Raw genomic sequence first — 26,298 nt, forward strand, 5'->3', positions numbered from 1 at the left:
GGGGTGAGGGGAAGTCAACTGAGCCGTAGGGTACCGTTGATTTGTGACTGACTACGTGGGTGTGATCGGCGAGGCGCTCGTCGACGTCGTCCATTCCGATACCGCGACGCCGCGCGCGCACGCCGGCGGCAGCCCCCTCAACGTGGCCGTGGGGCTGGCCCGACTCGGGGAGAACGTCTTCTTCACCGGCCGCTACGGGCGGGACGAGTACGGCTCCATGGTGCGCGCGCACCTTGAGCGCAACGGTGTGGACTCCGTGTTGGCTCCGGACGCACTGCCGACCTCCGTGGCGACAGCCCGCCTCGACCCGACCGGAGTGGCGCACTACGACTTCGACCTCGACTGGTCCCTTCCCGAGACCGCGGAGATCGCCAGGCTGGTCCGCGAGGTCCTGGTCCGGGATGGCCCGGAGCGGCCCCTGAGGCACCTGCACACCGGATCCATCGCCACGATGCTGGAGCCCGGCGCCTCCACCGTCATGGAGCTGCTGGCCATCCTCGAACCGGACGTCACCCTGAGCTATGACCCGAACTGCCGGCCCTCGATCGTCCCGGACCGCGCCACCGCACGGCGCCGGGCCGAGGAGTCGGTGGCGCTCGCGGACATCGTGCATGCCTCGGACGAGGATCTGGCCTGGCTGTACCCGGAGCGGCCCCTCGAGGACGTGATCGTGGAATGGCAGCGGATCGAGCCGGCCATGGTGGTGGTGACCCGCGGGGAGTCCTCGCTGCTGTGTGCCACCGCCGCCGGCCTGACCGAACACCCCGTCAGCCCGGTGGAGGTGGCGGACACCGTGGGCGCCGGCGACTCCTTCACGGCGGCCCTGCTGGTGGCCCTGAAGGACCGGGGGCTGCTGGGGGCCGAGAACCGGGAGCAGCTCCGCGGGATCTGCGCGGAGGACACGGCCGCCGTGCTCGCCTATGCCGCGCGGGCAGCCGGCATCACGTCCTCCCGGCTCGGCGCGGACCCGCCCACTCGGGCAGATCTCGGCTAGGACCGTCCGGGGCACGCTCGGCCTAGAATGGCTCCATGCTCCGCCCAGAACCGGCCCTTGATCCGGCACCGCCGGCCGGACCGGTCCGGCGTCCGCGGATGATCGCCAGTGACCTGGACGGCACCATCATCGGCTACGACCACACACGCACCGGATTCATCACGGGCCGGACGGTGGAGGCCTTCAACGCGGCACATGACGCGGGCATCCAGGTGGTCTTCGTGACGGGACGGCCGATCCGCTGGCTGAGTCCCCTGACGGAGGCCCTGGGCCACGCGGGACCGGTGATCTGTTCCAACGGTGCCGTCATCTACGACCTGGTGCAGGAGACCGTGATCGAATCCCAGCCCATGGACTACGAGACGGTACTCCAGGCCCGGGAGATGATCGCGGCCTTGGACCCCTCGGCGTCCTTCGGCGTGGAGACCGTGGAGGGGTTCCATCTGGAGAAGGCCTTCCTGGAACGGGATCCCGCCGGGAGCGGGCAGGCGGGCCCGGACCCTGACGGTGCGCTGCCCGAACTCGCCGCCGGGATCCACGTGGGCACCCGGATCCAGGAGGTGTTGCCTGCGGATCCCGAGGTGGTGAAGTTCCTGGCCAAGACCCGGTCCAGCGAGCCGGACGCCTTCCTGGCGGAGGTCCGGAACCTGCTCGGAGACCTGCTCGCCGTGACGCACTCCGCGCCGGGCATGGCCCTGCTGGAGATGTCCCGCCCGGACGTCAACAAGGCCACCACCCTGGCGGGGTTCGCCGCGGAGCTGGGAATCTCGGCCCACGAGGTGGTGGCCTTCGGTGACATGCCCAATGACCTGGAGATGATCTCCTGGGCGGGCACCGGCTACGCCGTGGCCTCCGGGCACCCCACCCTGCTGGCCGCGGCCGACGCGACCGCGGGGGCGTGCGACGAGGATGGGGTGGCACGGGAGATCGAGCGCCTGCTGACGCTGGACTGAGCCCGGACCGGCCCATGGTGGAACTGGTCTCGGCCGGGTTCTAGGACTTCCGCTCGTGCGTGTAGGCCACGTAGACGTCACACGGGGCCTGGGAGGCCACGTCCCGGGCGATGCTGCCCAGCATGCGGGCCATGCCCTGGACCCGCTTGTTGCCGACCACCACGATGTCCGCCGCCAGCCGCTCGGCGGCCTGGACGAGGGCCTCGCCCGGCTTGCCCTCGGCGGCCTCGGGGCGGATGGTCAGGCCGGGGAAGTCCTTCTGGACCGACCGGGCCACGGTCTGGGCCGTCTTGAGAGCCTCATCCTCATTGCTGTAGTGGAACTTCTCCGGGCCGCTCTCGAACGTGGTGGACTCGTAGCGTCCGTAGGCACAGATCAGGTGCAGCGTGGCGCCCAGGGCGCTGGAGAGCTCGGCGGCCTTGCGGGCGGCGGCCGCCGCGGTCTCGCTGGCATCCACTCCGGTGATGATGGTTGAGGTCATGTTCCGACTCCTTTGACGGTCACATCCCTGGTACGGGTACGGCGGAGTCTACCCACCCGCGCCGCCCATGTCTGGTGCAGGGACCCGGGCGTTAGGGTGGCACCGTGAAGCGTTCCATCCTGCCTCCATACCTCAGGGACTCGCTGCCCGGCCGCCAGGGGTGGCCGCTGGCCTTCGCGCACCGCGGGGCGGACACGGCCCGGGAGAACACCCTGCCCGCCTTCCGCCGTGCCGTGGAGCGTGGGTACGGCTACCTCGAACTCGACGTGCGCACCACGGCCGATGGCGTGCTCATGGTCTTCCATGATGAGACCCTCGACCGCATCACCACGGGGTCCGGGCGGCTCTCGGACCACACCTGGGAGGAGCTCAGCCGGCTGCGGGTCATCGATCCGGAGGCGGTCCGGGCCCGCAGTTCCGGGGCCGCCGCGTCCGGCGGCACCGCCGGGGCGGACCTGCTGGAGGGTGAGCACCTGCTGCGCTTCGAGGACCTGCTCGGCGAGTGGCCGGAGGTCCGGCTGAACGTGGACCTCAAGGACGACTCGGCCGCAGACGCGATCGCCTGGGTCATCCACCGCCATGACGCCTGGGACCGGGTGCTGATCGCCTCCTTCCATGATTCCCGGCGGCGGCGCTTCACCCGAGCGGCCGGGCGGCGGATCGCGATGTCCGGGGGAGGACTGGCCATCGCCGCGCTCGTGGTGGCCGCACCGCTGGGGTTGGCCGGGTTCGTGGGGCGCCGGATGGCCCACGTGAACTGCGTCCAGGTCCCCGTGAAGCAGGGGCCGATCCCCGTGGTGACCAGGACGTTCGTCGCCCGCTGCCAGGCAGCCGGCCTGCAGGTGCACGTCTGGGTGGTGGACGACCCGGCGGAGATGGAGCGGCTGCTCGCCCTGGGGGTGGACGGGCTCATGACGGATGACGCCGAGGCCCTGGCGTCCGTGATGGAGGCCCGGGGCTACTGGCCGCAGCGGTGACCGGTGGTGGCTCGGCGGCTGTGACCGGGACGGCTGCGCGGTATCGGGCATCTGCCGTTACCGTGGTCGCATGACCCAGCCTTCGTCCCAGATTCCCGACTTCATTGCGGACCAGACCCTGGACCCGGGACGCGTCGGGGTGCACTCCGAGCCGGATCAGGAGCTCTTCCAACCGGTCGCCGAGGTCCCCGTCCCCGCGGGCCCCGAGGTGGCGACCGGCACGGAGGAGGCGGGCGCCGCCGTCGTACGCATGCGTCAGGCCGCCAACCTGAGACTGGCCCATCCGCGGCGGTTCCGGGCCGCCCAGCTCAAGGGGATCCGCCGGCTGGTGGAGGAGGAGTCCGGAGCCATCTGCGCCGCGCTCGCCGAGGACCTGGGCAAGCCGGCCACCGAGGCGATGCTCACGGAGGTCCAGCCCACCCGCGCCGAGGTGGATCACGCCCTGCTGTACCTCACGGACTGGATGGAGCCGGAGAGCGCCAAGGTCCCGCTGACCTTCCGGCCGGCCTCGGCCAAGATCGAGGCCAGGCCGCTGGGCACGGTGCTGATCATCGCCCCGTGGAACTACCCGTTCATGCTGCTCATGGCACCGCTCGTGGCGGCCGTGGCCGCCGGCAACACCGTGGTGCTCAAGCCGAGCGAGAAGGCTCCTGCCACCTCTGAGCTGATCGGCCGGCTCATCCCGCAATACCTGGATCCGCGCGCCGTCGCGGTGGTTCAGGGTGGGGCCGGGGAGGTCCAGGCGCTGCTCGCCGAGAGGTTCGACCACATCTTCTACACCGGCGGGGAGCGCGTGGGGCGGATCGTCTACGAGGCGGCGGCGAAGCAGCTCACCCCCGTGACCCTGGAGCTGGGCGGCAAGTCCCCCTGCGTGGTGGCTGACGGGCGGAACTGGTCCGCCATCGCCCGCCGGATCGCCTTCGGCAAGTTCACCAATGCCGGCCAGACGTGCGTGGCCCCGGACTACGTGCTGGCCGTGGGCGAGGAGTCCCAGCGCCAGCTCGAGAAGCACCTTCCCCAGGCGATCCAGGAGTTCTACGGGACGGATCCGCAGCAGTCCCCGGACTACGCGCGGCTGGTCAATACCGAGCACCTGGAGCGGACCGTGGCCCTGCTCGAGGATGCGCTGACGGGCGGGACGGGCGGTGAGGGCCGCGCCCCGGCGCGGCTCGTGCATGGCGGCCGGGCCGATGTGGCGGACCGGTTCCTGGAACCGACCGTGGTGGCGGACGTGTCACCGGACAGCGCCCTGATGGCCGAGGAGATCTTCGGGCCCGTCCTGCCCATCATCCGGGTGGACACCTTCGAGGAGGCGGTGGAGTTCATCACCGCCCGCCCGCACCCGCTCGCGGCGTATCTCTTCACGGACAAGCACCGGTACCACCGGGCGTTCGAGGAGCGGGTCACCGCAGGCGGCATGGCCTTTGACGTGGCCCTGCTGCAGGTGGGCCTGACCACGCTGCCCTTCGGGGGTGTGGGGCCCTCCGGGATGGGGGCCTATCACGGGCGAGCCGGGTTCGAGACCTTCTCCCACCTCCGCTCGTCCCTCACCAAGACCGACCAGGTGGACACCCTGAAGATGATCTACCCGCCCTACACCTGGGCCAAGCGCCAAGCCCTCAAACGCCTCCTCTGACCCCTCTCCGCCGGGCGCAAAGTGACTTCACCCCCACCGTAGTGACGTGGTTTGGTCACTTTGTGCCGAGAGATCAGGCGATGACCGCGTCCACGATCGCCTTGGCCTCCGCCTGGACCTGGGCGAGGTGCTCGGCGCCGCGGAAGGACTCCGCGTAGATCTTGTAGACGTCTTCCGTGCCGGAGGGGCGGGCCGCGAACCACGCGTTCTCGGTGGTGACCTTGAGCCCTCCGATCGACGCGCCGTTGCCGGGGGCCTCGGTCATGGTGGCGGTGATCGGCTCGCCGGCCAGCGTGTCCGCGGTGACGTCGGCCGGGGACATCCGCTTCAGCTTCGCCTTCTGCTCGGGGCTCGCCGGGGCATCGATCCGCGCGTAGACGGGATCACCGTACTCCTCGACCAGACCGGCGTAGTACTGCGAGGGGGACCTGCCCGTCACCGCGCGGATCTCCGCGGCCAGCAGGCACAGCAGCAGCCCGTCCTTGTCCGTGGACCACGCAGCGCCGTCGAAACACGCGAACGAGGCGCCCGCGGACTCCTCGCCGCCGAACACGCCGGTTCCCGCCAGCAGTCCCGGCACGAACCACTTGAAGCCCACCGGCACCTCCACGAGGTCCCGGCCCAGCCCCGCGGCCACCCGGTCGATCATGGAGGAGGACACCAGCGTCTTCCCGACGCCGGCCCCGGCAGGCCAGCCGTGCCGGTGCCGGTACAGATAGTCGATGGCCACGGCCAGGAAGTGGTTCGGGTTCATCAGCCCGCCGTCCGGCGTGACGATGCCATGGCGGTCGGCGTCCGCGTCATTGCCGGTGGCGAGGTCGAAGGGCGCCGGCTCGGCCGACTCGCCCTCCCCGGCACCCTCCGCCGGGGCCATCCGCTCGATCAGTGAGGCCATGGCGTTCGGGGAGGAGCAGTCCATCCGGATCTTGCCGTCCCAGTCCAGGGTCATGAATCCCCACTGCGGGTCCACCTCCGGGTTCACCACGGTCAGGTCCAGGCCGTGCCGCGTCCCGATCTCGCCCCAGTAGCCCACGGAGGCCCCGCCCATGGGGTCCGCGCCGATGCGCACCCTGGCCTGGCGGATGGCGTTCAGGTCGATGACCTGGGGAAGATCGGAGACGTAGCGATCCAGGAAGTCATAGGTCCCGAGGGCCTCGTGTTGCTTCGCCTCGGCCAGCGGGATACGCCGGACCTCGGTCATCCCGCCGGCCAGCAACTCGTTGGCGCGATCCGCGATCCAGTTTGTGGCGTCCGTGTCCGCGGGGCCGCCGTGGGTCGGGTTGTACTTGAAGCCCCCGTCCGCGGGCGGATTGTGGGAGGGGGTGATGATGATGCCGTCGGCCTGCCCCGCCCGCCCGGCATCGGGGGGCCCGACGCCGGCCGGCACCTCTGCGTTCAGCGCCAGGATGGCGTGGGAGACGGCGGGGGTGGGTGTGAATCCGTCCCGGGAATCGATCAGGGTGTGTACCCCGTTGCCCATCAGCACCTCGAGCGCGGTGTCCTGTGCGGGGCCCGAGAGTGCGTGGGTGTCCCGGCCCATCAGCAGGGGGCCCGTCACGCCCTGGTCCGCGCGGTATTCGACGATCGCCTGCGTGATGGCCGCGATGTGGTCCTCGTTGAAGGAGGTCTTCAGCGAGGACCCCCGGTGGCCGGAGGTTCCGAAGGAGACCCGCTGCGCCGGTTCGGCAGGATCCGGGTGGCGTTCCGTGTACGCCGCCAGCAGTGCCTCCACATCCACCAGGTCCCGGGGCAGGGCCCGGGTGCCGGCCCGTTCGGCGGCGGGAGCGGGGTTCCCGGCGCTCCCGTCGTTCACTGTGGGCTCGGCATTCTCGGTGTGCTCGGGGGTCATAGGAGACACTGTCCCACGTCCGGGAAACTGGCGGTAGATTCCCGGTGAACCGAGACGGCGGTTGGTGGCCGAGGAGCCCGTCTGAGGGCGACCTTCCGTAGACTGGGGGCCACCGACGATCCACCCTGGAGGGTAGACATGTCCGATCCGGACCCACGCCAGCACGGCCAGCCAACCGAGTCCTCGGACGACTACCGCCCGTTCAACGACCCGAGGCATCCCTCCTGGTATTCGGACACCACCGCGCAGCACGCCGCCCCGGCCCCGCAGCGATCGCCCGGTCAGGAGGCCGCGGCGCGCAACCCCTATGCCGAGCAGCCCCTGGCGGGTCCCTACGCCAACGGCCAGCCGCAGTACCCGATCAACGGTCAGTACCCCGTCATCGCCAACGAGCAGCGACAGGCCGGGAGCCCCCACCCCGCCTCCCACCCCGCCTCCGTCCCCGGTGCGCCGGTCAACGGCATGGCCATCGCGGCCTTGGTGCTGGGCATCGTCGGCGTGGTGACGGGCGGATTCCTGTTCGTCCCCCAGATCCTGGCGATCATCCTGGGACACCTCAGTCTGAACAAGGACCGCCAGAGCCGGGCCTTCGCGATCGCGGGACTGGTCATGGGCTACCTGGTCACCGGGCTCTGGGTCATCGGGGTCATCGGGTTCATCGGCCTGGTCGCCATCTCCTAGCCCCGCCGGTGGACCGGCTCAGGCCGTGAGCAACAGCTCCATCCGGGCTGCCAGCGCCAGCAGCTGCCCCTCCGTGCCCGGCCGGCCGATGGCCTGAACCGACCAGCTCAGCCCCTCGGCGTCCCGCAGCACGGGAATGGAGATCGCCGGCAGCCCCATCACGTTGACCATGGAGGTGTACGGGGTGAACCGGCACTGCAGTTCGTAGTCCTCCGCCGGGGGCAGGGCCGTGAAGGTGCCGATCCCCGGCGGTGCGAAGGCCAGCATCGGGGTCAGCACCACGTCATGGGCCGCCAGTTGGCGGCGGGAATCAGTGGCCCAGGCCGTCAGCCGCTCCACAGACTCGGCCAGGAAGGACTCGGAGTAGCCCCGCGCCAGCTGAAGGAAGTACCCGGCCAGCGGTCCCAGCAGCTCCTCGGCCCCGTCCGGCAGTGGGGCTCGGGTGAGGGCCGCCGTCCAGACCGTTCGGAAGTCCTCGTGGTAGCCGGGGCCGAAGGCGTGGTCCGCCTCCTGGACCTCGTGGCCGTCCCGGCCCAGGGCAGCGGCGGCGGCCGTCAGGGCGTCCACGGCGGGGCGGGCCAGGGTGATCTCCAGGTCCGGGGAGAACGGCGAGGCGGTCGAGTATCCGATCCGCAGCCGGCCTGGCTTGGCCTCCAGCGCCCGGGCCAGGCTGCGCCCCTCGCCGCCGGGCCCACCCAGCATCGCGTCGAACAACAGCGCCGCGTCGGCGGCGTTGCGGGCCAGCGGTCCGGAGACCGAGAGGTTGCGGACGGAATCCTCCTGCTGGTCCGCGGGGACGGTGCCCCGGCCTGGTTTCAGGCCCACCAGGCCGCAGGCCGCCGCCGGAATGCGGACGGACCCGCCGCCGTCGTTCCCGGGGGCGAAGGGGAGCATCCCGGAGGCGACGGCGGCCGCGCCGCCTCCCGTGGACCCGCCCGCCGTGCGCGTGGGGTCCAGGGGATTCCGGGCCGGGGCGGAGATCAGGTTCTCCGAGTGGCAGGGCAGGCCGAACTCGGGGACCGTGGTCTTGCCCGTGGAGAGGGCGCCGGCCGAGTGGACCGCATACGCCACCGCCTCGTCCTCCTCCGCCACAGGGGCCTCGGCTGCCACCCGTGAGCCGAGGGTGGTGCGCATTCCGGCCACGTCCACCAGGTCCTTGAAGGCCAGCGGCATCCCGTGCAGTGTGCCGGCGGGACCGGCGTCGGCAAGGCGGGCATCCAGTTCCTCCGCGCGCCGCAGGGCCATCTCCGGGGCCACGGAGATGAACGCGCCCAGCTCCGGGTTGCGGCGCTCGGTCACGGCCAGGAAGTGCCGGGTGACGGCCACGGCGGACTCCTCTCCGGCCGCCAGGGCGTCCCGCAACTGCAGGGCGGTCAAGCCGGCCAGGTCGGCCCGTTCGGCGTCAGCATCCTGAAAGGTCATGGGCTCCACTGTAACGAGCGGGTCTACCGGCGGTCCCGCTCCCGGGCCCCGGCGGCCTCCGGCAGCTGCATCACCAGGGCCACAGTCCGCAGGGACAGGACGAAGCCGGCGAACAGCACGATGTAGCCCATGGCCGTGTACCAGCTCATGTAACTGGTCATGGCCGGTCCCCCCTCGCCGAAGACGAGCAGCACGATGCCTCCGAGCACGCAGAAGCCGGCCAGGATGGACACCACCACCTGCTGGAACAGCCAGGTGACGTAGCGGCGGTCGTTCTCATGGGCCAGCAGCCGCATGTTGATGGAGAGTCGGCCGCCCTGCAGGTCGTCCGCGATCCGATTCACGCGCCGCGGCAGCTGGGAGACGATGGGCAGGGCCTCGAGCAGGGCCGTGGTGGCCGACTCCTTGAGCGATCCCGGCGTGAACCGGTTCTTCAACAGGTCGGCCCCGATCTCCCGGGCGGCGGTCACGAGCTCCAGATCTGGGTCGATCTGCCCCAGGGTGCCCTCCATGCCGCCGAGGGAGCGCATGGCGGCGGCCACGGCCTTCGGCACCTCGAAGCCGTGGCCCAGGATCAGCCCCATCAGGGAGCCGAAGAGCCGGGACGCCGAGCCGCCGCGCATCCCGCCCCGGTAGCGCACCAGCAGCTCGCCCACCTCCCGTTCCAGCCGGCGCTCGTCCAGGTCCTCCGGACGGCCCAGCAGCTCGATGAGCGAGTCGTTGAGCAGACGGGTGTCATTGCGGTCGATGGCTGCGAAGATCATCACCAGCTGCTGCTGGGAGCGGGGGTCCAGGCGTCCGACGGCGCCGAAGTCCAACAGTCCCAGGCGGGTGTCCTCACCCTGGCCCAGCAGCATGACGTTGCCGGGGTGCAGGTCCGCGTGGAAGATGCCGTCGTCCATGATCTGGCGCATCACCGAATTGGTCAGGTCCTGGGCGAGCCGGCGGCGGGTGGCGGGGGACAGCGCCAGCATCTGGGGCTGCGCCCGGCCCACCGAGGCGCCCGGCAGGTAGTCCATGACCAGCAGCCGGGTGGAGGAGAACTCCGGGTAGACGGTGGGCACGGTGATGTTCTGGTCCGAGACCGCCGCCGCCATGTCCTGCATGTTGGCGGCCTCCACCGTGTAGTCCAGCTCCTCCTCCAGGGACCGGGTGAAACCGCGGCCCAGCTCCAGGATGCGCAGGGAGCGGCCCCACGTGGTGTTGTTCTGCAGCCATCGGCAGATGCGGACCACGATGTCCGAATCGCGCATGACCTCCTCCACGGCGCCGGGGCGCTGCACCTTCAGGACCACCTCGGTGCCATCCCGCAGCCGGGCCCGGTGGACCTGTGCCACGGAGGCGGCGGCCAGCGGGGTCTCCTCCACCGAGCTGAAGACCTCCAGCGGATCACAGCCCAGCGAGGTGCCCAGGGCCTGGCGGATGGACTCCCACGGTTCCGCGGCCACATCCGACTGGAGGCGGGAGAGCTCACGGACGAAGGGGGCCGGCAGGAGGTCGGAGCGGGCCGAGAGGTTCTGACCGAGCTTGACGAAGGTGATCCCGGAGTCCTCCAGGGCTCGGCGCAGGGCCGTGGCCGTGCTGCCCCAGGAACGCTCATCCCGGGCACCGGACTCCCCGCGGCGGCCGAAGCCGCGCAGGTTCGCGCCCAGACCATGGCGGATGAAGGTGGCCACCACCTGGCGGTAGCGGCGGTTGCGGGACCAGGACTTCCGCAGCCCCGCCGTCCACAGGAAGGGATTCGGCAGGGTCCCGGTGGGCAGCACCATCTCCAGCACCATCAACAGGGCGGTGCCGAGCCCGAAGATCCACAGCAGGGCGATGATGATCAACACGAGCGCGGCCGGGATGGAGACCTCCGAGAGGACCCCCGAGGTGCCGGCGATCTGGTGGATGACGGCGTCCATCACCACCTGGGTGCTCAACACCATGATCAGGGCCACCACGAGCGAGCGGAACCAGCCGACGGGCACGCCGAGCACCCGGCGAACCGTGGTGGCGATCAGCCAGGCCATCAGGACGATGAGGAACAGCCCGATCAGTGCCCCGAGGGTGGACCCCACCCAGTATCCGACCGTGCCGAGCTCGCCGAGAAAGTTCTCCACGCCTCCACCCTATTAGGCTGGTCACCATGAGCATGTTCGAAACCGTCAGCGCGGGCGATGTCCCCGAGAACGCCTCCATCCTGGATGTCCGGGAGGACGATGAGTGGGCCCTCGGCCGTGCAGCCGGGGCCCTGCACATTCCGTTGGGCCAGCTGCCCGAGCGCCTCGAGGAGTTGGATCCGGACACCGACTACTACGTGATCTGCCGGACCGGCGGCCGCTCCATGAGGGCCGCCGACTTCATGGTGGCGCGCGGCTACTCGGCCTTCAACGTGGCCGGCGGCTCCGGCGCCTGGCTCGAGTCCGGCCGGGCCATGGAGGCGGACGGCGGCGCCGAGCCGACCGTCAAGTGAGTTCCGCCCCACCCCGGTACGTCTACCTCGGCCCCGAGGGCACCTTCACCGAGGCTGCGCTGCGGCAGGTGCCCGGCGCGGACTCGGGGGAGTGTGTCCCGGTGGGCTCGGTGATCACCGCCCTGGCGCAGGTGCGTTCAGGGGAGGCGGACTTCGCAGTGGTGCCGATCGAGAACTCCGTGGAGGGCGGTGTCACGGCCACCCTGGACGACATCGCGGCGGACGACGATCTGCAGATCCAGCGCGAGATCCTCGTGCCGATCAGCTTCGTGCTGCTGGGCCGGCGCGAGATGGACCTGGCGGAGATCCACACGGTGTCCACCCACACGCACGGCTGGGCCCAGGTCCGGAACTGGGCCGCGGCCCACCTCCCGCAGGCCGAGTTCGTCCCCGCCGGGTCCACGGCCGGGGCCGCGCGCGGACTCCTGGAGGACACCACCTCCTATGACGCCGCCGTCTGCGCGCCGCTGGTGGCCGAGCAGACCGGGCTGCCCGTGCTGGCCTCCGCCATCGAGGACACCGCCGGTGCCGTGACGCGGTTCGTCCTCGTCTCCCGCCCGGGCCCCGTCCCGGCGCCGACGGGCTCGGACAAGACCACCGTCGTCGTGCCCCTGCCGGAGGACCACCCCGGAGCGCTGATGGACATCCTGGACCAGTTCGCCACCCGCGGGATCAACCTCTCGCGGATCGAGTCCCGGCCCACCGGGGCCGGACTGGGCAGCTACTTCTTCTCGATCGACTTCGAGGGGCACGTGGCCGAGGAGCGGGTCAAGGCCGCGCTCGCCGCGCTGTACCGGCTGATCCCGGGCATCCGGTTCCTGGGGTCCTACCCGCGGGCGGACAAGATGAGGTACACCGTCCCGGCGCACACTCGGGACGCGGCGTACCGGGCCGGCCAGGAGTGGGTCACGGCGATCATCGGGCGGTGACCGCCCCCGGATCAGCCGGTGAGCGCCGCCTCAGCGAGTCAGCCGTGGACCTCCGGTGCGGCCTCGGGCCGCATGGCCGGGGCGGCGGCGGAGTCCGGCACGTTGGTGGCCGGCGTCTGTACTCGCAGTGAATCCGGTTTGATGCGCGCGTCGATCGCGGTGACCTCCATGATGGCGTCCCCGTCCAGCTGAGCAGTCATCGGCTCGTGCAGCACCACACGGCATCGGGTGGCCTGATGGGTCTCCATGACGGGGATGGCGTGCTTGGACTTCGTCACGGTCTTCGCCGCGATCCGCACCCAGTCGCCCACGTGACGGGGGGAGAGCAGGACCACGTCCAGCAGGCCGTCGTCGAACCGGGCGTCCGGGATGAAGTCCATTCCGGCGGTCAGCTCCCCGCAGTTGGCGACCATGACGGACCGGACCTTGCGCCGCTGGGGGGCACCGCCGTCGAGGGAGACGGAGATCTCCTTGCGCTGGCCGGGCAGGTGACGCATCCCGGCCTCGCCGTAGGCAAGCCAGCCGGCCTTGGCCTTGAGGTCGTCACGGGTGTCCCCCATGACCTCCGCGTCGATGCCCGCGCCGGCAATCACCAGGGACGTGTTCTTGGTGACCTCGCCGTTCGTGCCCTCGAGCTTGATGGTGACGGTGTCGATCTCCCGCTTGGCGCCGTGGATGGCCGTGTTGATGCAGGCCCGGTGGTCGTCCAGGGGAAGCTTGAGGTTGCGGGCCAACAGGTTGCCGGTCCCCATCGGGACGATCGCCAGGGTCGCGTCGGTGCCCGCGAGTTCCTCGGCCACGAACCGCACCGTGCCGTCTCCGCCGGCGGCCATCACCACGTCCGCCCCGTCCGCGATCGCGTCCCGCGCCATCTGCGCGCCAGGATCCTCGACGGTGGTCTCGTAGACGGTCAGCTGGGGCAGGCCGGCCTCGGCGACGGCGGCCTCAGCCAGGGTGCGGATGGTGTCCGCCCCGGACTTGGACGGGTTCAACACCAGGGCGATGCGCTGGGGATGGTCCAGCGCGCGGGCGACCAGCGGTGCATCCGCGATCTCGCTGACCTGGCCGTCCAGGGCCTGGATCTGGCCTGTGAGGGCCGCCATGCGCTCCGGCAGGGTGCGGACGTTCCCGTTCAGGTTGGTCACCTGTCCGTCCAGGTGGTCCATGCGGCTGCGCAGGCGGCGGTGGCCGGTCCACAGGCCGGCCGCGAAGGCCAGGGCGGCCGCCACCAGGACGAGCGCGATGATGGCCAGGGTCAGTTCAAGGGGCATGATCGCAGTCTACGCAGGAGGATGACGGCGCGTGCTGGGGCGCAACGCTAGGCTGGACCTCGTGATCGACGTCAAGCACCTCATCGAGAACCCAGACCTCTACAGGGCCTCGCAGCGCGCCCGCGATGCGGACGAGTCCCTGGTGGACCGGATCGTCTCTGCCGACGTGGAACGCCGCGCCTCGATCACCTCCTTCGAGGACCTGCGTGCCCAGCAGAAGGCCTTCGGCAAGAAGGTGGCCGCCGCGCAGGGCGAGGAGAAGCAGCGGCTGCTGGCCGAGGTCAAGGACCTGGCTGCCAGCGTGAAGACCACGGAGGCCGCGGCGGACGAGGCCAAGCAGCGCCTCGAGGACCTCCAGCGCCGATTCCCGAACCTCATCGAGGACGGCGTGCCGGCCGGTGGCGAGGACGATTTCACCACCGTCAAGACGGTGGGCACCGCCCGGGACTTCTCCGCCGACGGTTTCACCCCGCGTGACCACCTGGAGATCGGCGAGCTGATCGGTGCCATCGACATGGAGCGGGGCGCCAAGGTCTCCGGATCGCGGTTCTACTTCCTCAAGGGGGTCGGCGCGCGGCTGGAGCTGGCCATCATGCAGATGGGCCTGGACCTGGCCCTGCAGAACGGCTTCACCCCCATGATGACCCCCACGCTCGTGCGCCCCGAGACCATGCAGGGCACCGGCTTCGACGTGGAGCATGACGACGAGATCTACAAGCTCGAGCGGGACGACCTGTATCTGGTGGGCACCTCCGAGGTGGCGATCGCGGGGTACCACGCGGACGAGATCCTGGACCTTGGGGAGGAGCCGATCCGCTACGCCGGCTGGTCCACGTGCTACCGGCGCGAGGCCGGTTCCGCGGGCAAGGACACCCGCGGCATCATCCGCGTCCACCAGTTCAACAAACTGGAGATGTTCGTCTTCACCACCGTGGAGAAGGCCGCCGAGGAACATGCACGGCTGCTGGCCTGGGAGGAGCAGATGCTCGCGAAGGTGGAGCTGCCCTACCGGGTGATCGACACGGCGGCCGGAGACCTCGGCATGAGTGCGGCCCGCAAGTTCGACTGCGAGGCTTGGGTCCCCACCCAGGAGACCTACCGGGAGCTGACCTCCACCTCGAACTGCACCACCTTCCAGGCCCGCCGCCTCAACATCCGGGAGCGGTTGGTGGGTCAGGACGGCTCCAAGGGTGGCACCCGCATGGCCGCCACCCTCAACGGCACCCTGGCCACCACGCGCTGGCTCGTGGCCATCCTGGAGAACCACCAGAACCCGGACGGTTCCGTCACCGTCCCGGCGGCCCTGCAGCCCTATCTGGGCGGCCTTGAGGTCCTGCCGGTCCTGTGAGTGTTCACCTCTCCGTCACCCGCTGTGCGGGGACGGACTACTGGGCGTCCGTGCCGTCTGCTTGACTAGAGGGCATGGAGAACACCACCTACCGGCCCACCTCGGACATGACCTCGTCCGGCGCCCTGCCGAACGGCAACGGCGTCCGCAAGATGGTGTGCCTGGATGTGGACGGCACCCTGGTGGACCATGACGGCCACATGGATGACGAGGTGCGTGACGCGGCCCGAGCCGTGGTGGAGGCGGGCCATCACGTGCTGATCGCCACCGGCCGCTCGCTGGGCGCCACGTTGCCCATCATCCAGCTCATCGGGCTGGAGCGTGGGTTCAGCGTCTGCAGCAACGGCGGCGTGACCCTGAGGCTCTCCACGGACCTGGAGGAGGGCTACGAGGTGGTGGATCGCAGGACCTTCGATCCCGGCCCTGCCCTGCGCGCCCTGCGGCACCGGCTGCCCAGCGCCAAGTACGCCGTGGAGGATGACCGCGGGCGGTTCCTGTCCACCGAGCGGTTCCAGGACATGAGCTTCGGCGTGCAGGCCGAGGGCGTGACCTTCGAGGACATGATGGCCGCCAGCGCGACCCGCCTGGTGGTCTTCTCCACGGATGCCTCCGCCGAGGAGTTCGGTGAAGCCGTGGAGTCCATCGGTCTGCAGGGCGTGACGTACTCGGTGGGCTGGTCCGCCTGGTTGGACATCGCCGCCGCCGGAGTGACGAAGGCCTCCGGGCTGGAGGCGCTGCGGGACCACCTCGGCGTCCACATCGACCACACCGTGGCGGTGGGTGACGGCCGCAATGACATCGAGATGCTGGCCTGGGCCGGCCGCGGCGTGGCCATGGGCCAGGCGCCGCCGGAGGTCGTCAAGGTGGCCGATGAGGTCACCGGCCACGTGAACGAGCACGGCGCCGCCACGGTGCTGCGTTCCCTGCTGACGTCCTGACCGTCAGCCGGGCAGCTCCACCGCGTCCACCAGGGACAGCAGCCGTTCGGCCGCCGGTCGGCAGGCGTGTTCCTCGTTCCAGAAGGAGCGCTGCACCGCCTTGGACACGGCCTGCACCGTGATCCCCAGCTCGGCGGCCACGGGCTTCTGCTGTCCCCGCACGCCGGGGACCATGAGGTCCAGCACGGCCCACTCGGCGTCCGTGCGGGTGATCACCAGCTGGCCGATCAGCCGCAGCACGGCCTGGGCCTCCTCGGCCACCTCCGCATCCGGGCCGTCCACGGCCACCGGCACCCGCACCCCGGCCTTGGCCGCCGCCTCCGCCGCCCGCCGCGCGTAGACCAGGCCCGGCCCGCCGACGTCGTGGATCACCTGGGTGTCCGGCAGGGAACCGCCGCGTTCCGCATCAGCAGGCCCCACGGTCCCGACGCCGATTCCCACGTTCCAGCGACGTTGGCGCAGGGCCCGCATCGCTGCATCGACGGCTGAGGCGGCGTCCGGGAGGATGCCGATGGCCTCGTCGCCGAAGGAGCGCTGGAAGGGCACCACCGTGTTCACGGGCCGCAGCGATCGCAACAGATCACCGACCAGGTCCCCGACCTCGCGCGAATCACGCTGGTTGATCGTCAGGACGTAGTGAGGCATAGCCTTGATTCTGCCAGTCCTGCCCCCGTTCGCCTGCCCCCATCTCCGTGTGGGACCAGCGAACCTCCATGCGGGCGCGCGCCGGTGGCCCGTCCGCTGGAATCAGTCGCGGCCCTGCGGGTCGTTCGAGGAGACGGCGGGATCCTCTTCCGCGGTCTCGACCTCGCGTCCCTGCGGTTCGTCCTCCGGGGTCTCCTCGCCGAGCGCGTTGAAGCGCCGGACAGAGGCCTCCAGCTCGGCCTCGGCGGCCGCCCGGCCCTCCCAGCCCTCGGCCTTGACCCACTTGCCCGGCTCCAGGTCCTTGTACCGGGTGAAGAAGTGCTCGATCTCCTTCTTCAGCCACTCATCGATGTCCTCGAGCTCCTGGATGTGGTCGAAGCGCTTGTCCGCCGGGACGCACAGCAGCTTGGCGTCGCCGCCGCCGTCATCGGTCATGTTGAACATTCCGATCGGACGTGCCTCCACGATCACGCCGGGCACCAGGTCGAAGCCGGGCAGGAACACCATGGCGTCCAGGGGGTCCTCGTCCTCCCCGAGGGTGTCCTCGAAGTACCCGTAGTGGGTGGGGTACTGCATCGACGTGAAGAGGATGCGGTCCAGGCGCAGGCGGCCGGACTCGTGGTCGAACTCGTACTTGACGCGGGACCCGGCAGGGATCTCGATGGTGACGTCATGGCTCATGGAATGGGCTCCTCGGCGCTGCTTCACGGTGGTCTGAAGGTGGTCACCGCGCCGGATGGCGCTGCAGGGCGCGGCGTCTAGAATCAAGGGTATCCCGCGCCCGAGACGGAAAGTCGCACTGTGAATCCACGCCCAGCCCCGTTGCGGCCCCTCCGCGCGGCCGCGGCTTCGGCACTGGTGGCCACGGCGGCCGCCCTGCTGACGGGATGCGGCTTCGCCCCGGTGCCGGCCGCTTCGGCCGCTTCGGCCGCCGCGGGCGTCGCGGGCATCGAGGACACGACGACGGCCAGCAGCTCCCCGTCCAGCTCCCCTTCCAGCACTGCGTCCGGTTCCTCCGAGCCGAGTGCGGATTTCTCCGCGGCGGCAATCCTGGCCGACTTCGTGGACTTCCCGGACCTCTCGCCGCTGCTCGTGCCGAGCCCCGAGCCCAAGGCGCTGGACGCACTGCTGGACGAGGCGCTGGTACTGCAGGGCGGCACCATGTCCGCCGCCGTCCGGGACGGACTCACCGGTGAGCTGCTTTACTCCGAAGGGCCCGGCCGGCCCGTGGTGCCCGCCTCCGCGGTCAAGATCCTGACCGCGGCAGCCGCCCTTCAGGTACTGGGCCCGGATCACCGCTACACCACCGCAGCGGTGGCCCGGCCCCTGGCCGAGGGCCGGACCGCCGTCGTGCTGGACGCCGGCGGTGACGTGATGATGGGCACCGGGGAGAACGCGAAGGAGGCCAATGGCCGGGCCGGTCTCGGGACACTCGCCGAGCAGGCCGCACAGGCGCTGAAGGAGCAGGGCGCCACGGGCACCGTGGTCATCGGCGTGGACGACACGGGCTATGAGGGCCCAGGGGAGTCCCCGGACTGGAGTCCGGACATCGTGACATCGGGCAACGCCTCCACGGTCCAGCCGATCGCCACCTACGGCGGCCGGGCCCGGCCCAGCCGGCACACCGACCGGATCCATGACCCGGCAGTCTTTGCGGCCGAGGTGTTCCGCCGGGAGCTCACCTCACAGGCCCAGGACCTCGGGCTGGACCTCACCGTGGAGACCGAGGTGGTCCGTGACGCACTGGAGGGCCGCGGCACGGAACTGGCGGCCGTGGAGTCGGCGCCGCTGTCCGAGCAGATGACCCACATGCTGCAGACCTCGGACAACCAGGTGGCCGAGGCCACGGGCCGCAATCTCGCCCTGGCCGCCGGCGGTGAGGGCAGCTTCGAGGGGGCCGCACAGGAGATCGAGGACGCCCTGACGCACCTCGGGGTGGACACGCAGGGGATGGAGCTCGTGGACGCCTCCGGCCTCTCCGGCAGCAACCGGGTCTCGGCGGCGCAACTGACCTCCGCGATGCAGGTCGCCACGACCTCCCCCGACCTCCAGACGGTGATCACCGGGCTCCCGGCCGCCGGGCGGGAGGGGACCCTGGAGGAACGGATGGTGGGAACCGCCGCCGAGGACGCAGTCCGGGCCAAGACGGGGACGCTCAGCTCCGTGGCCTCGCTGACCGGGACCGTGGTGACGGAGGACGGCCGGACGCTGTTGTTCAGCTTCATCGCCAACGGCCAGCCCGGCGTGCTGGACAACGCCCGCTTCGCCGTGGACCGCGCAGCCGTGGTGCTGGCCGGATGTGGCTGCCGGTGACCACGTCGGCCGAACCTTTGCCATAGCAAACTTTCGGCTAGGATCTCCCCATGTCTTCGCCGGATACAGCGCAGCGCCTGGCCCAGCAGCAGGCCATCTACGGCATGCCCCTCTCCCGGCGCTTCGGCGAGCTGATGTCCGCCTACCGGCTCAGTCAACGCTCGCTGGCCCGAGTGCTGGGCGTCTCCGCCCCGATGCTCTCGCAGCTCATCAACGCCCAGCGCATCAAGATCGGCAGCCCCGCGGTCTACGAGCGGTTCGTCATGCTGGAGGAACGTCAGGACGAGCTGGACCTGCAGCGGGTCCTGGATGAGGTCCAGGCCTCCGAGCCGGTCCTGACCGCGCACAGCAACCGGTCTCGCAGGCCCGACGCCGGGGCCCTCCCGGGTGCCGAGGTGGCCGCCCAGCTGGGCAGGATGGCCACCACGGAGCAGCTGCGGGCCACAGCCGAGGCCGCCCGGGCCGCAGAGGCCGCAGAGCTGGCGGCCGTGTTGGACCGAGCGGTGGCGTCCCGGGACTGAGACCGGCCGCCCAGCGTGCTCCCGGCAGCGTGTGATGGGATGGGGCCATGGAATCCTCCCCCGCGCCGCCGACCGCCTCGCCCGTGGACTGGGACCTGGCCGCCAGCACGGCCGCCAGGCTGTGCGCCGCCGGGCCCCGGTTCACCCGCCACCAGGCCGAACGTGAGGCCGTCGGCCTGCGCCGTGCCGCCGATGTCTCGGTGGAGCACGTCCACCGGATCACCCGGTTGGAGGCCGCCCGGGACCTGCGGGACTCCGAGGTGCTCGTGCTGGACCGCCCCACCTGGGCCCGGGCCAACGTCGGGGCCTTCTCCACGTTGTTGGCCCCCGCCTTCGAGCACGTGCAGCAGGCTCGCCCGGCCGAGTACGCCCGCGCCACCCAGGGCCTGGGCACCGCGGCCACTGCCCTGGAGGCCGGGGCCGTTCTGGCGTTCATGTCCTCGAAGGTCCTCGGACAGTACGAGCCCTTCTGCGCCCTGCCCGGGCCGGACGGTACGTCCACCGGCCCCGAGGGGGGCCGGCTGTTGCTGGTGGCCCCGAACATCGCCGAGGTGCGCGTGGAGCTCAACGTGGACCCGGAGGACTTCCGGCTCTGGGTCTGCCTGCATGAGCAGACCCACCGCGTGCAGTTCGCGGCGGCGCCGTGGCTGCGCGAGCACCTGCAGGCCAACATCATGGAGCTGGTCTCCGGCATGTTCGACAAGGTGGACACGTTGCCCGAACGCCTCTCCGCCCGCGTCCGCGCCCTCCTGAAGGGCCCCGAGGCGGACCCGCAGTCCGTGGAGGAGGGGCGTGGGTCCGCCGAACTCGGCACGGATGACCACCCGGCCTCGATGGGCCTGCTGGAGCTGATCCAGGACCCGGAGGACAAGAAGCGCCTGGCCCGGATCAACGCCGTGATGTCCCTGCTGGAAGGCCACGCCAACGTGGTCATGGACGCGATCGACTCCTCGGTGGTCCCCACCGTCAAGACCATCCGCCAGCGGTTCGACCACCGCACCTCCACCCGTTCCTCCGTGGACCGCTGGATCCGCCGGTTCATGGGCATGGACGCCAAGATGCAGCAGTACCGGGACGGCCAGCGTTTCGTGAAGCATGTGGTCCGCGAGCTCGGGATGGACGGCTTCAACGTGGTGTGGGCGTCCGCGGACAACCTCCCCGGGGAGCAGGAGATCCACCATCCGGAGCAGTGGATCGCGCGTATCCGGGGGCAGGACTGAGCGCGGGCGGGTCTGAGGCCCCGGCCGGACCCTCCTCCTGGCCGCCGGCGGCTCGCTGGCCGGAGGCCCTGCACCGCGCGGTGGGCGCCCTCACCGAGGCCCTGCGCGGGCAGGCCCTGCCGCTCGTGGCCCTGTCCGGCGGGGCCGACTCCCTCGCGCTTGCCGTGGCCGCCGCGGAGACCGCTCGCCTCCGCGCCAGCCCGGTGCTGGCCGGGGGAGTGGGCGCCGTGATCGTGGACCACGGGCTGCAACCCGGGTCCGCCGGAGTGGCCCAGCGTGCCGCCACCGTGGCCCGGACGCTGGGGCTGGACCCGGTGACCGTGGAACGGGTGGACATCCACGTCACGGGGGACGGTCCGGAGGCCGAGGCCCGCACGGCCCGGCACGCCGCACTGGAGGCCGCCGCCAGTCGGCTGGGCTCAGACGCCGTGTTGCTCGCCCACACCCGGGATGACCAGGCCGAACAGGTGCTGCTCGGTCTCGCCCGCGGCTCCGGGACCCGGACGCTCGCGGGGATGCCGCGCCGCCGGGGACTGCTGCTGCGCCCCCTGATGGACCTCACCCGTCAGGACACCGAGTCGATCTGCCGCTGGGCGGGCCTGCGGTGGTGGGAGGACCCCACCAACGCGGACCCGGCCTTCCTGCGCTCGCGGATCCGCAGCCGCGTGTTGCCGGCCCTCGAGGAGCCGCAGCACGGCCTGGGCCCCGGGCTGGCCGCCGCACTGGCCCGCAGCGCGGACATCGCGGCCGAGGATGCGGCGGCGCTGGAGGACTGGGCCGGTCGCGAGTTCGATCGGCTCTGGCCGGAGGGTCGGGGGGAGGTCGAGGCGCCCGGTACGCCCGGTCTCCGGCCGTCGTCGGGCCCGGTGTCCCTGCCGATGGGCGAGCTGGCCGCGCTGCCGGCCGCGATCCGGTACCGCGTGATCGGCTGTGCAGTGGTGGCCGCGGGCGGCGAGCGGCCCAGCCGGGAGCGAGTGCTGGCCGTGGATCGTCTGGTGGCCACCCGGTCCACGGGGGGATCCTCGGCGGGGCCGGTGGAGCTGGCCGGCGGAGTGGCAGCCCACCGGCGCAGCACGGGCGGGTGTGCGAGACTGGTGCTCGGCGCCGTCAGGCCCGAGGGTCCACGTCTGGACCGGGCCGGCTGAAGGCGCATTCCCGTAGCGAACACACCCGCAGGAGCAGCCCGCATGGAAGCACAGGATGTGCATGGCGATCTGGATCATGTGCTCATGACCAAAGAGCAGGTCCAGGACACCATCAAGGATCTCGCAGCGCAGATCGACCGCGACTACGAGGGCAAGGACGTCCTGCTGGTGGCGGTCCTCAAGGGGGCGGTGATGGTCATGGCCGATCTCTCCCGGGCCCTGCACTCGCACGTCACCCTGGACTTCATGGCTGTCTCCTCCTACGGCTCCGGCACCCAGTCCTCCGGCGTGGTGCGGATCCTCAAGGACCTGGATGCGGACCTGATGGGCCGCCACGTGCTGATCGTGGAGGACATCATCGACTCCGGGTTGACGCTGTCCTGGCTGAAGACCAACCTCGAGTCCCGGGGGCCGGCCTCTGTGGAGATCTGCGCCCTGCTGCGCAAGCCCGAGGCCATGAAGGTGCAGATCGACGTCAAGTACGTGGGTCAGGACATCCCCAACGAGTTCGTGGTGGGCTACGGCCTGGACTTCGACGAGAAGTACCGCAACCTCGACTTCATCGGGACCCTCGCCCCGCACGTCTACTCCTGAGGCCGCGCCCTCAGCCATTCCACCGGTTGCGAACGGCGGGACCTCAGGCCCCCACCGTAGACTGGCGCCCGGTACCGTGGACGGGTACGGCTGTGCCCTGGGCCGGTGGATCCCTCAATGACCCCGTGCAGTTCCGGCCCACCCCGTACCGGGTGAGCGCGCCGCGCCCACTGCGCAGGACAAAGGTCAGGAGAGTTGTTGAAAGCCAAGAAGGTCTTCAAGGGCCCGATCATCTGGATCGTTTTGGCCGCCGTGTTCCTGATGATCCTCATCCCGGCGCTGACCCAGGGTTCCTCCGCGCGCGTGGACACCAACGTGGGCCTGACGCTGCTCCAGGAGGACCGCGCCGCACAGGCCAAGATCCAGGACGGTGATCAGCGGGTCGATCTGACCCTGCGCGAGCCGTACAACCTGGATGGCCAGGACCTCGGCACGGAGGTCTACTTCTACTACTCCACGGCCCGCGCCACCAACGTCGTCGAGGCGATCGACGGCTCCGGACTGGACGGCTTCACGGATGAGCCCGTGCAGAACAACTGGCTGCTGTCCATGCTGGGCTTCCTCATCCCCTTCCTGTTGATCGGTCTGGTCTTCTGGTTCCTGCTGTCCAGGATGCAGGGCGGTGGCGGCAAGGTCATGCAGTTCGGCAAGTCCAAGGCCAAGCTCATCACCAAGGACATGCCGCAGGTCACCTTCGTGGACGTGGCCGGTGCCGAGGAGGCCGTGGAGGAGCTCCACGAGATCAAGGAGTTCCTCTCCGAGCCCGCCAAGTTCCAGGCCGTGGGCGCGAAGATCCCCAAGGGCGTGCTGCTCTACGGGCCTCCGGGCACCGGCAAGACCCTGCTCGCCAAGGCCGTGGCCGGCGAGGCGGGCGTGCCGTTCTACTCGATCTCCGGCTCGGACTTCGTGGAGATGTTCGTGGGCGTGGGTGCCTCCCGCGTGCGTGACCTCTTCGAGCAGGCCAAGACCAACTCCCCGGCCATCATCTTCGTGGACGAGATCGACGCCGTGGGCCGCCACCGTGGTGCCGGCGTGGGCGGCGGCAATGACGAGCGCGAGCAGACCCTGAACCAGCTCCTGGTGGAGATGGACGGCTTCGACGCCACCACCAACGTGATCCTCATCGCGGCCACCAACCGCCCTGACGTCCTGGATCCCGCCCTGCTGCGTCCCGGACGGTTCGACCGGCAGATCCCCGTGGAGGCCCCGGATTCGGAAGGCCGCCACCAGATCCTCTCCGTGCACGCTCAGGGCAAGCCCATGGCCCCCGGCGTGGACCTGCACTCGCTGGCCAAGCGCACCCCCGGGTTCACCGGCGCCGACCTGGCCAACGTGCTCAACGAGGCCGCCCTGCTCACCGCCCGATCCAACGCCCAGCTGATCGATGACCGGGCCCTGGACGAGGCCGTGGACCGCGTCATGGCCGGCCCGCAGAAGCGCTCCCGCCTCATGAAGGAGCACGAGCGCAAGGTCACGGCGTACCACGAGGGCGGTCACGCTCTGGTGGCCGCCGGGCTGCGCAACTCCGCCCCGGTCACCAAGATCACCATCCTGCCCCGCGGCCGCGCCCTGGGCTACACCATGGTGGTCCCGGAGGATGACAAGTACTCGATCACCCGCAACGAGCTGCTGGACCAGCTCGCCTATGCCATGGGGGGCCGGGTGGCGGAGGAGATCATCTTCCACGATCCCTCCACCGGTGCCTCGAATGACATCTCCAAGGCCACGGACACGGCCAAGAAGATGGTCACGGAGTACGGCATGAGCGAACGCGTCGGCGCCGTGAAGCTCGGTTCCGGCAGCGGCGAGCCCTTCATGGGCCGGGACATGAGCAGCGGTCGGGAGTACTCCGAACAGGTTGCCGGACTGGTGGATGCCGAGGTGCGCCAGCTGTTGGACAGCGCCCATGACGAGGCGTACTGGATCCTCAATGAGAACCGGGACATCCTGGACCGGCTGGCCTATGAGCTCCTGGAGAAGGAGACCCTGAACCAGACTCAGATCGCCACGATCTTCGCGGACATCCGTCAGCGCGAGCCCCGCGGGGTCTGGCTGTCCAGCGAGGACCGTCCGGTCTCCGCCCAACCCCCCGTGCTGTCCCCGGCCGAGCGCCGCTCCCTGGCCGAGAAGAACGGCGACGCCGGCCCGGCGGCCCCCGAGGACGCCTCGCCGGAGGCGGTGGACCCGGAGTCCACCTCGGACTCCCTCAGCCCCACGGTGGACCCGACCCCGGGAAGCCAGTTGCCGGGGGAGCCGGACGGAGGCACCGGGCGCCCCGGGGGACCCGCAGGCCCGAGCGACCTGCCACGCACCGAGCAGGAATGAATAGGATCGGGACTGTGAACGAGACACAACGTCAGCCGGGTACTGCCGGCGTAGACCGCACCCGTATCCAGGCCGCCGTCCGGGAGATCCTGGAGGCGATCGGTGAGGACCCGGACCGCGAGGGGCTTGAGGACACCCCCAGGCGGGTGGCGAAGGCCTATGACGAGTTCTTCTCCGGACTGGTCCAGGATCCGGCCGATGTCCTGGGGACCACGTTCGACATCTCGCACGAGGAGCTCGTGCTGGTGAAGGACATCCCGTTCTACTCCACCTGCGAGCACCACCTGGTGCCCTTCCACGGTGCGGCCCACATCGGCTACATCCCCAACCCCGAGGGGCGGGTGACGGGCCTGAGCAAGCTGGCCCGGCTCGTGGAGGTGTACGCGCGCCGTCCGCAGGTCCAGGAGCGGCTGACCACGCAGATCGTGGAGGCCCTGATGACGCACCTGACCCCCCGCGGGGCCATCGTGGTGATCGAGGCCGAGCACATGTGCATGTCCATGCGGGGCGTCCGCAAGCCCGGCGCCAAGACGGTCACCTCGGCCGTGCGGGGCCAGCTGCGCGAGGCCTCCACCCGATCCGAGGCGATGAGCCTGATCCTGCACGGCTGAGGCCGGCCCGGATCCCACCAGCTCCACGAAAGGACCATCTCCATGGACTCGATGGCCGCATCCACCGGCACCGGCCCCAACACGGGACCGATGACGGTGATCCGCAAGATCCGCCGCCGCACCCTGGCGGACCTGCCGACGGACCGCACCCTCGTGATGGGCGTGTTGAACGTCACGGACGACTCCTTCTCGGACGGCGGGGCCTACCTGGACGTGGACGCCGCGATCGAGCAGGGTCTGCGCCTGCTGTACTCGGGGGCGGACATCATCGACGTGGGCGGTGAGTCCACCCGGCCCGGGGCGCAGGCGATCGACGCGGTGACAGAACAGAACCGCATCCTGCCCGTGATCGAGGCGCTGGTGAAGGCCGGGGCGGTGGTCTCGGTGGACACCATGCACGTGGCCACGGCGGAGGCGGCCCTGAAGCTCGGAGAGGTCATCATCAATGACGTCTCCGGCCTGAACCACGAGCCGGAGATGCCGGAGCTGATCGCCCGTACCGGCGCGCCGTGCATCATCATGCACAACCGTGGCGATGCCCAGACCATGGACTCCCTGGCGGAGTACGAGGACGTGGTCGAGGACGTGGTCCGGGAGCTGACCGAGCTCAAGGAGGCCTTCCTGGCCGCGGGCGTGAAGCCGGAGCAGCTGATCCTGGATCCGGGGCTGGGCTTCGCGAAGGCCGGCGCCCAGAACTGGAGGCTGCTGCGTGGGCTGGACCGGCTGCAGTCCCTCGGCCTCCCGGTGCTCGTGGCGGCCTCACGCAAGCGGTTCCTGGGCACCCTGCTCGCCTCGGAGTCCGGCGCGCAACCCACTCCGGCGGACCGTGACCATGCCACGGCCGCCGTCACCGCGTTGGCCGCCCTGCACCGGGTGTGGGGAGTGCGCGTCCACACGGTGGAGCCGTCCCTCCATGCGGTCAAGGCCGCCCAGGCCTGGCTGGAACCCGAGGCGGTCACCGGCCGGGCCGGAGCCTGAGCCGTGCGG

General features: G+C 70.6%; 24 protein-coding genes. 17 read left to right on the plus strand and 7 right to left on the minus strand.

Annotation, left to right across the window (positions count from 1 at the left end):
- Window positions 1-43 precede the first annotated feature (43 nt).
- Both IMT31_RS08885 and IMT31_RS08890 read left to right on the plus strand, forming a co-directional pair.
- On the plus strand, window positions 44-994 hold the full coding sequence (locus IMT31_RS08885; RefSeq protein WP_345357271.1) for a carbohydrate kinase: 951 nt from the start codon (window positions 44-46) through the stop codon (window positions 992-994).
- A gap of 35 nt (window positions 995-1,029) precedes the next feature.
- A complete protein-coding gene (locus IMT31_RS08890) occupies window positions 1,030-1,947 on the plus strand; it encodes an HAD family hydrolase (RefSeq protein ID WP_345357274.1) in 918 nt (305 codons plus the stop codon).
- A gap of 40 nt (window positions 1,948-1,987) precedes the next feature.
- Here IMT31_RS08890 and IMT31_RS08895 read toward each other — a convergent pair whose 3' ends face one another.
- Entirely contained in the window at window positions 1,988-2,428 is a 441-nt protein-coding gene (locus IMT31_RS08895; protein ID WP_345357277.1) for a universal stress protein, read from the minus strand.
- 104 nt (window positions 2,429-2,532) lie between these two features.
- On the opposite strand from IMT31_RS08895, the gene IMT31_RS08900 reads away from it, so the two are divergent.
- Together IMT31_RS08900 and IMT31_RS08905 are read left to right on the plus strand one after the other, a co-directional pair.
- On the plus strand, window positions 2,533-3,405 hold the full coding sequence (locus IMT31_RS08900; RefSeq protein WP_413542492.1) for a glycerophosphodiester phosphodiesterase: 873 nt from the start codon (window positions 2,533-2,535) through the stop codon (window positions 3,403-3,405).
- Window positions 3,406-3,475: 70 nt separating this feature from the next.
- Window positions 3,476-5,041 (plus strand): aldehyde dehydrogenase family protein, encoded by a 1,566-nt coding sequence (locus tag IMT31_RS08905; protein ID WP_345357283.1) that lies wholly within the window; start codon window positions 3,476-3,478, stop codon window positions 5,039-5,041.
- A 73-nt stretch (window positions 5,042-5,114) separates the two neighbouring features.
- Here IMT31_RS08905 and pgm read toward each other — a convergent pair whose 3' ends face one another.
- Complete coding sequence (gene pgm, locus IMT31_RS08910; RefSeq protein ID WP_413542493.1) at window positions 5,115-6,890, minus strand: phosphoglucomutase (alpha-D-glucose-1,6-bisphosphate-dependent); 1,776 nt, start codon at window positions 6,888-6,890, stop codon at window positions 5,115-5,117.
- A gap of 138 nt (window positions 6,891-7,028) precedes the next feature.
- Between pgm and IMT31_RS08915 the strand changes: the two genes are divergently transcribed.
- Entirely contained in the window at window positions 7,029-7,571 is a 543-nt protein-coding gene (locus IMT31_RS08915) for a DUF4190 domain-containing protein (RefSeq protein ID WP_413542494.1), read from the plus strand.
- An 18-nt stretch (window positions 7,572-7,589) separates the two neighbouring features.
- Here the strand turns inward: IMT31_RS08915 and IMT31_RS08920 are convergent, their stop codons facing one another.
- Both IMT31_RS08920 and IMT31_RS08925 read right to left on the minus strand, forming a co-directional pair.
- On the minus strand, window positions 7,590-8,993 hold the full coding sequence (locus IMT31_RS08920) for an amidase (protein WP_413542495.1): 1,404 nt from the start codon (window positions 8,991-8,993) through the stop codon (window positions 7,590-7,592).
- Between the two features lie 23 nt (window positions 8,994-9,016).
- Entirely contained in the window at window positions 9,017-11,098 is a 2,082-nt protein-coding gene (locus IMT31_RS08925) for an ABC1 kinase family protein (RefSeq protein ID WP_413542496.1), read from the minus strand.
- Window positions 11,099-11,124: 26 nt separating this feature from the next.
- Between IMT31_RS08925 and IMT31_RS08930 the strand changes: the two genes are divergently transcribed.
- Both IMT31_RS08930 and pheA read left to right on the plus strand, forming a co-directional pair.
- Window positions 11,125-11,451: a rhodanese-like domain-containing protein gene (locus IMT31_RS08930; protein WP_345357298.1), complete on the plus strand. Its 327-nt coding sequence runs from the start codon at window positions 11,125-11,127 to the stop codon at window positions 11,449-11,451.
- A complete protein-coding gene (gene pheA, locus IMT31_RS08935; RefSeq protein ID WP_413542497.1) occupies window positions 11,448-12,380 on the plus strand; it encodes a prephenate dehydratase in 933 nt (310 codons plus the stop codon). Before IMT31_RS08930 ends, pheA begins: the two co-directional genes overlap by 4 nt.
- Before the next feature lie 38 nt (window positions 12,381-12,418).
- Here the strand turns inward: pheA and IMT31_RS08940 are convergent, their stop codons facing one another.
- Entirely contained in the window at window positions 12,419-13,651 is a 1,233-nt protein-coding gene (locus tag IMT31_RS08940) for a diacylglycerol/lipid kinase family protein (RefSeq protein ID WP_413542498.1), read from the minus strand.
- Window positions 13,652-13,712: 61 nt separating this feature from the next.
- Here IMT31_RS08940 and serS point away from each other — a divergent pair, with 61 nt between their 5' ends.
- On the plus strand, window positions 13,713-14,999 hold the full coding sequence (serS, locus tag IMT31_RS08945; protein WP_345358108.1) for a serine--tRNA ligase: 1,287 nt from the start codon (window positions 13,713-13,715) through the stop codon (window positions 14,997-14,999).
- Between the two features lie 107 nt (window positions 15,000-15,106).
- A complete protein-coding gene (locus IMT31_RS08950; protein ID WP_413544395.1) occupies window positions 15,107-15,937 on the plus strand; it encodes an HAD family hydrolase in 831 nt (276 codons plus the stop codon).
- A gap of 3 nt (window positions 15,938-15,940) precedes the next feature.
- On the opposite strand, the gene IMT31_RS08955 is transcribed toward IMT31_RS08950, so the two are convergent.
- Both IMT31_RS08955 and IMT31_RS08960 read right to left on the minus strand, forming a co-directional pair.
- Window positions 15,941-16,582, minus strand: a complete 642-nt coding sequence (locus IMT31_RS08955; RefSeq protein WP_413542499.1) for a hypothetical protein — start codon at window positions 16,580-16,582, stop codon at window positions 15,941-15,943.
- Window positions 16,583-16,684: 102 nt separating this feature from the next.
- Complete coding sequence (locus tag IMT31_RS08960) at window positions 16,685-17,263, minus strand: inorganic diphosphatase (RefSeq protein WP_413542500.1); 579 nt, start codon at window positions 17,261-17,263, stop codon at window positions 16,685-16,687.
- A gap of 120 nt (window positions 17,264-17,383) precedes the next feature.
- Here IMT31_RS08960 and dacB point away from each other — a divergent pair, with 120 nt between their 5' ends.
- The 8 genes from dacB to folP all read left to right on the plus strand — a co-directional run bounded on the left by dacB (window position 17,384) and on the right by folP (window position 26,289).
- On the plus strand, window positions 17,384-18,895 hold the full coding sequence (gene dacB, locus IMT31_RS08965) for a D-alanyl-D-alanine carboxypeptidase/D-alanyl-D-alanine-endopeptidase (RefSeq protein ID WP_413542501.1): 1,512 nt from the start codon (window positions 17,384-17,386) through the stop codon (window positions 18,893-18,895).
- 50 nt (window positions 18,896-18,945) lie between these two features.
- On the plus strand, window positions 18,946-19,416 hold the full coding sequence (locus tag IMT31_RS08970; protein ID WP_413542502.1) for a DNA-binding protein: 471 nt from the start codon (window positions 18,946-18,948) through the stop codon (window positions 19,414-19,416).
- A gap of 47 nt (window positions 19,417-19,463) precedes the next feature.
- On the plus strand, window positions 19,464-20,636 hold the full coding sequence (locus IMT31_RS08975) for a zinc-dependent metalloprotease (protein ID WP_413542503.1): 1,173 nt from the start codon (window positions 19,464-19,466) through the stop codon (window positions 20,634-20,636).
- Window positions 20,606-21,781 (plus strand): tRNA lysidine(34) synthetase TilS, encoded by a 1,176-nt coding sequence (tilS, locus tag IMT31_RS08980; protein ID WP_413542504.1) that lies wholly within the window; start codon window positions 20,606-20,608, stop codon window positions 21,779-21,781. Before IMT31_RS08975 ends, tilS begins: the two co-directional genes overlap by 31 nt.
- A 42-nt stretch (window positions 21,782-21,823) precedes the next feature.
- Window positions 21,824-22,375, plus strand: coding sequence for a hypoxanthine phosphoribosyltransferase (gene hpt / locus IMT31_RS08985; RefSeq protein ID WP_345357326.1), 552 nt, complete (start codon window positions 21,824-21,826; stop codon window positions 22,373-22,375).
- A gap of 198 nt (window positions 22,376-22,573) precedes the next feature.
- Window positions 22,574-24,700, plus strand: coding sequence for an ATP-dependent zinc metalloprotease FtsH (gene ftsH, locus IMT31_RS08990; RefSeq protein WP_413542505.1), 2,127 nt, complete (start codon window positions 22,574-22,576; stop codon window positions 24,698-24,700).
- 14 nt (window positions 24,701-24,714) lie between these two features.
- Window positions 24,715-25,311 carry a GTP cyclohydrolase I FolE gene (folE, locus tag IMT31_RS08995; RefSeq protein ID WP_345357332.1) on the plus strand — a complete coding sequence of 199 codons (597 nt, stop codon included), beginning with the start codon at window positions 24,715-24,717 and terminating at the stop codon, window positions 25,309-25,311.
- A gap of 42 nt (window positions 25,312-25,353) precedes the next feature.
- On the plus strand, window positions 25,354-26,289 hold the full coding sequence (folP, locus tag IMT31_RS09000) for a dihydropteroate synthase (protein WP_345357335.1): 936 nt from the start codon (window positions 25,354-25,356) through the stop codon (window positions 26,287-26,289).
- Window positions 26,290-26,298 lie beyond the last annotated feature (9 nt).

Source organism: Citricoccus nitrophenolicus (assembly GCF_047305825.1).
GTDB lineage: Bacteria > Actinomycetota > Actinomycetes > Actinomycetales > Micrococcaceae > Citricoccus > Citricoccus nitrophenolicus.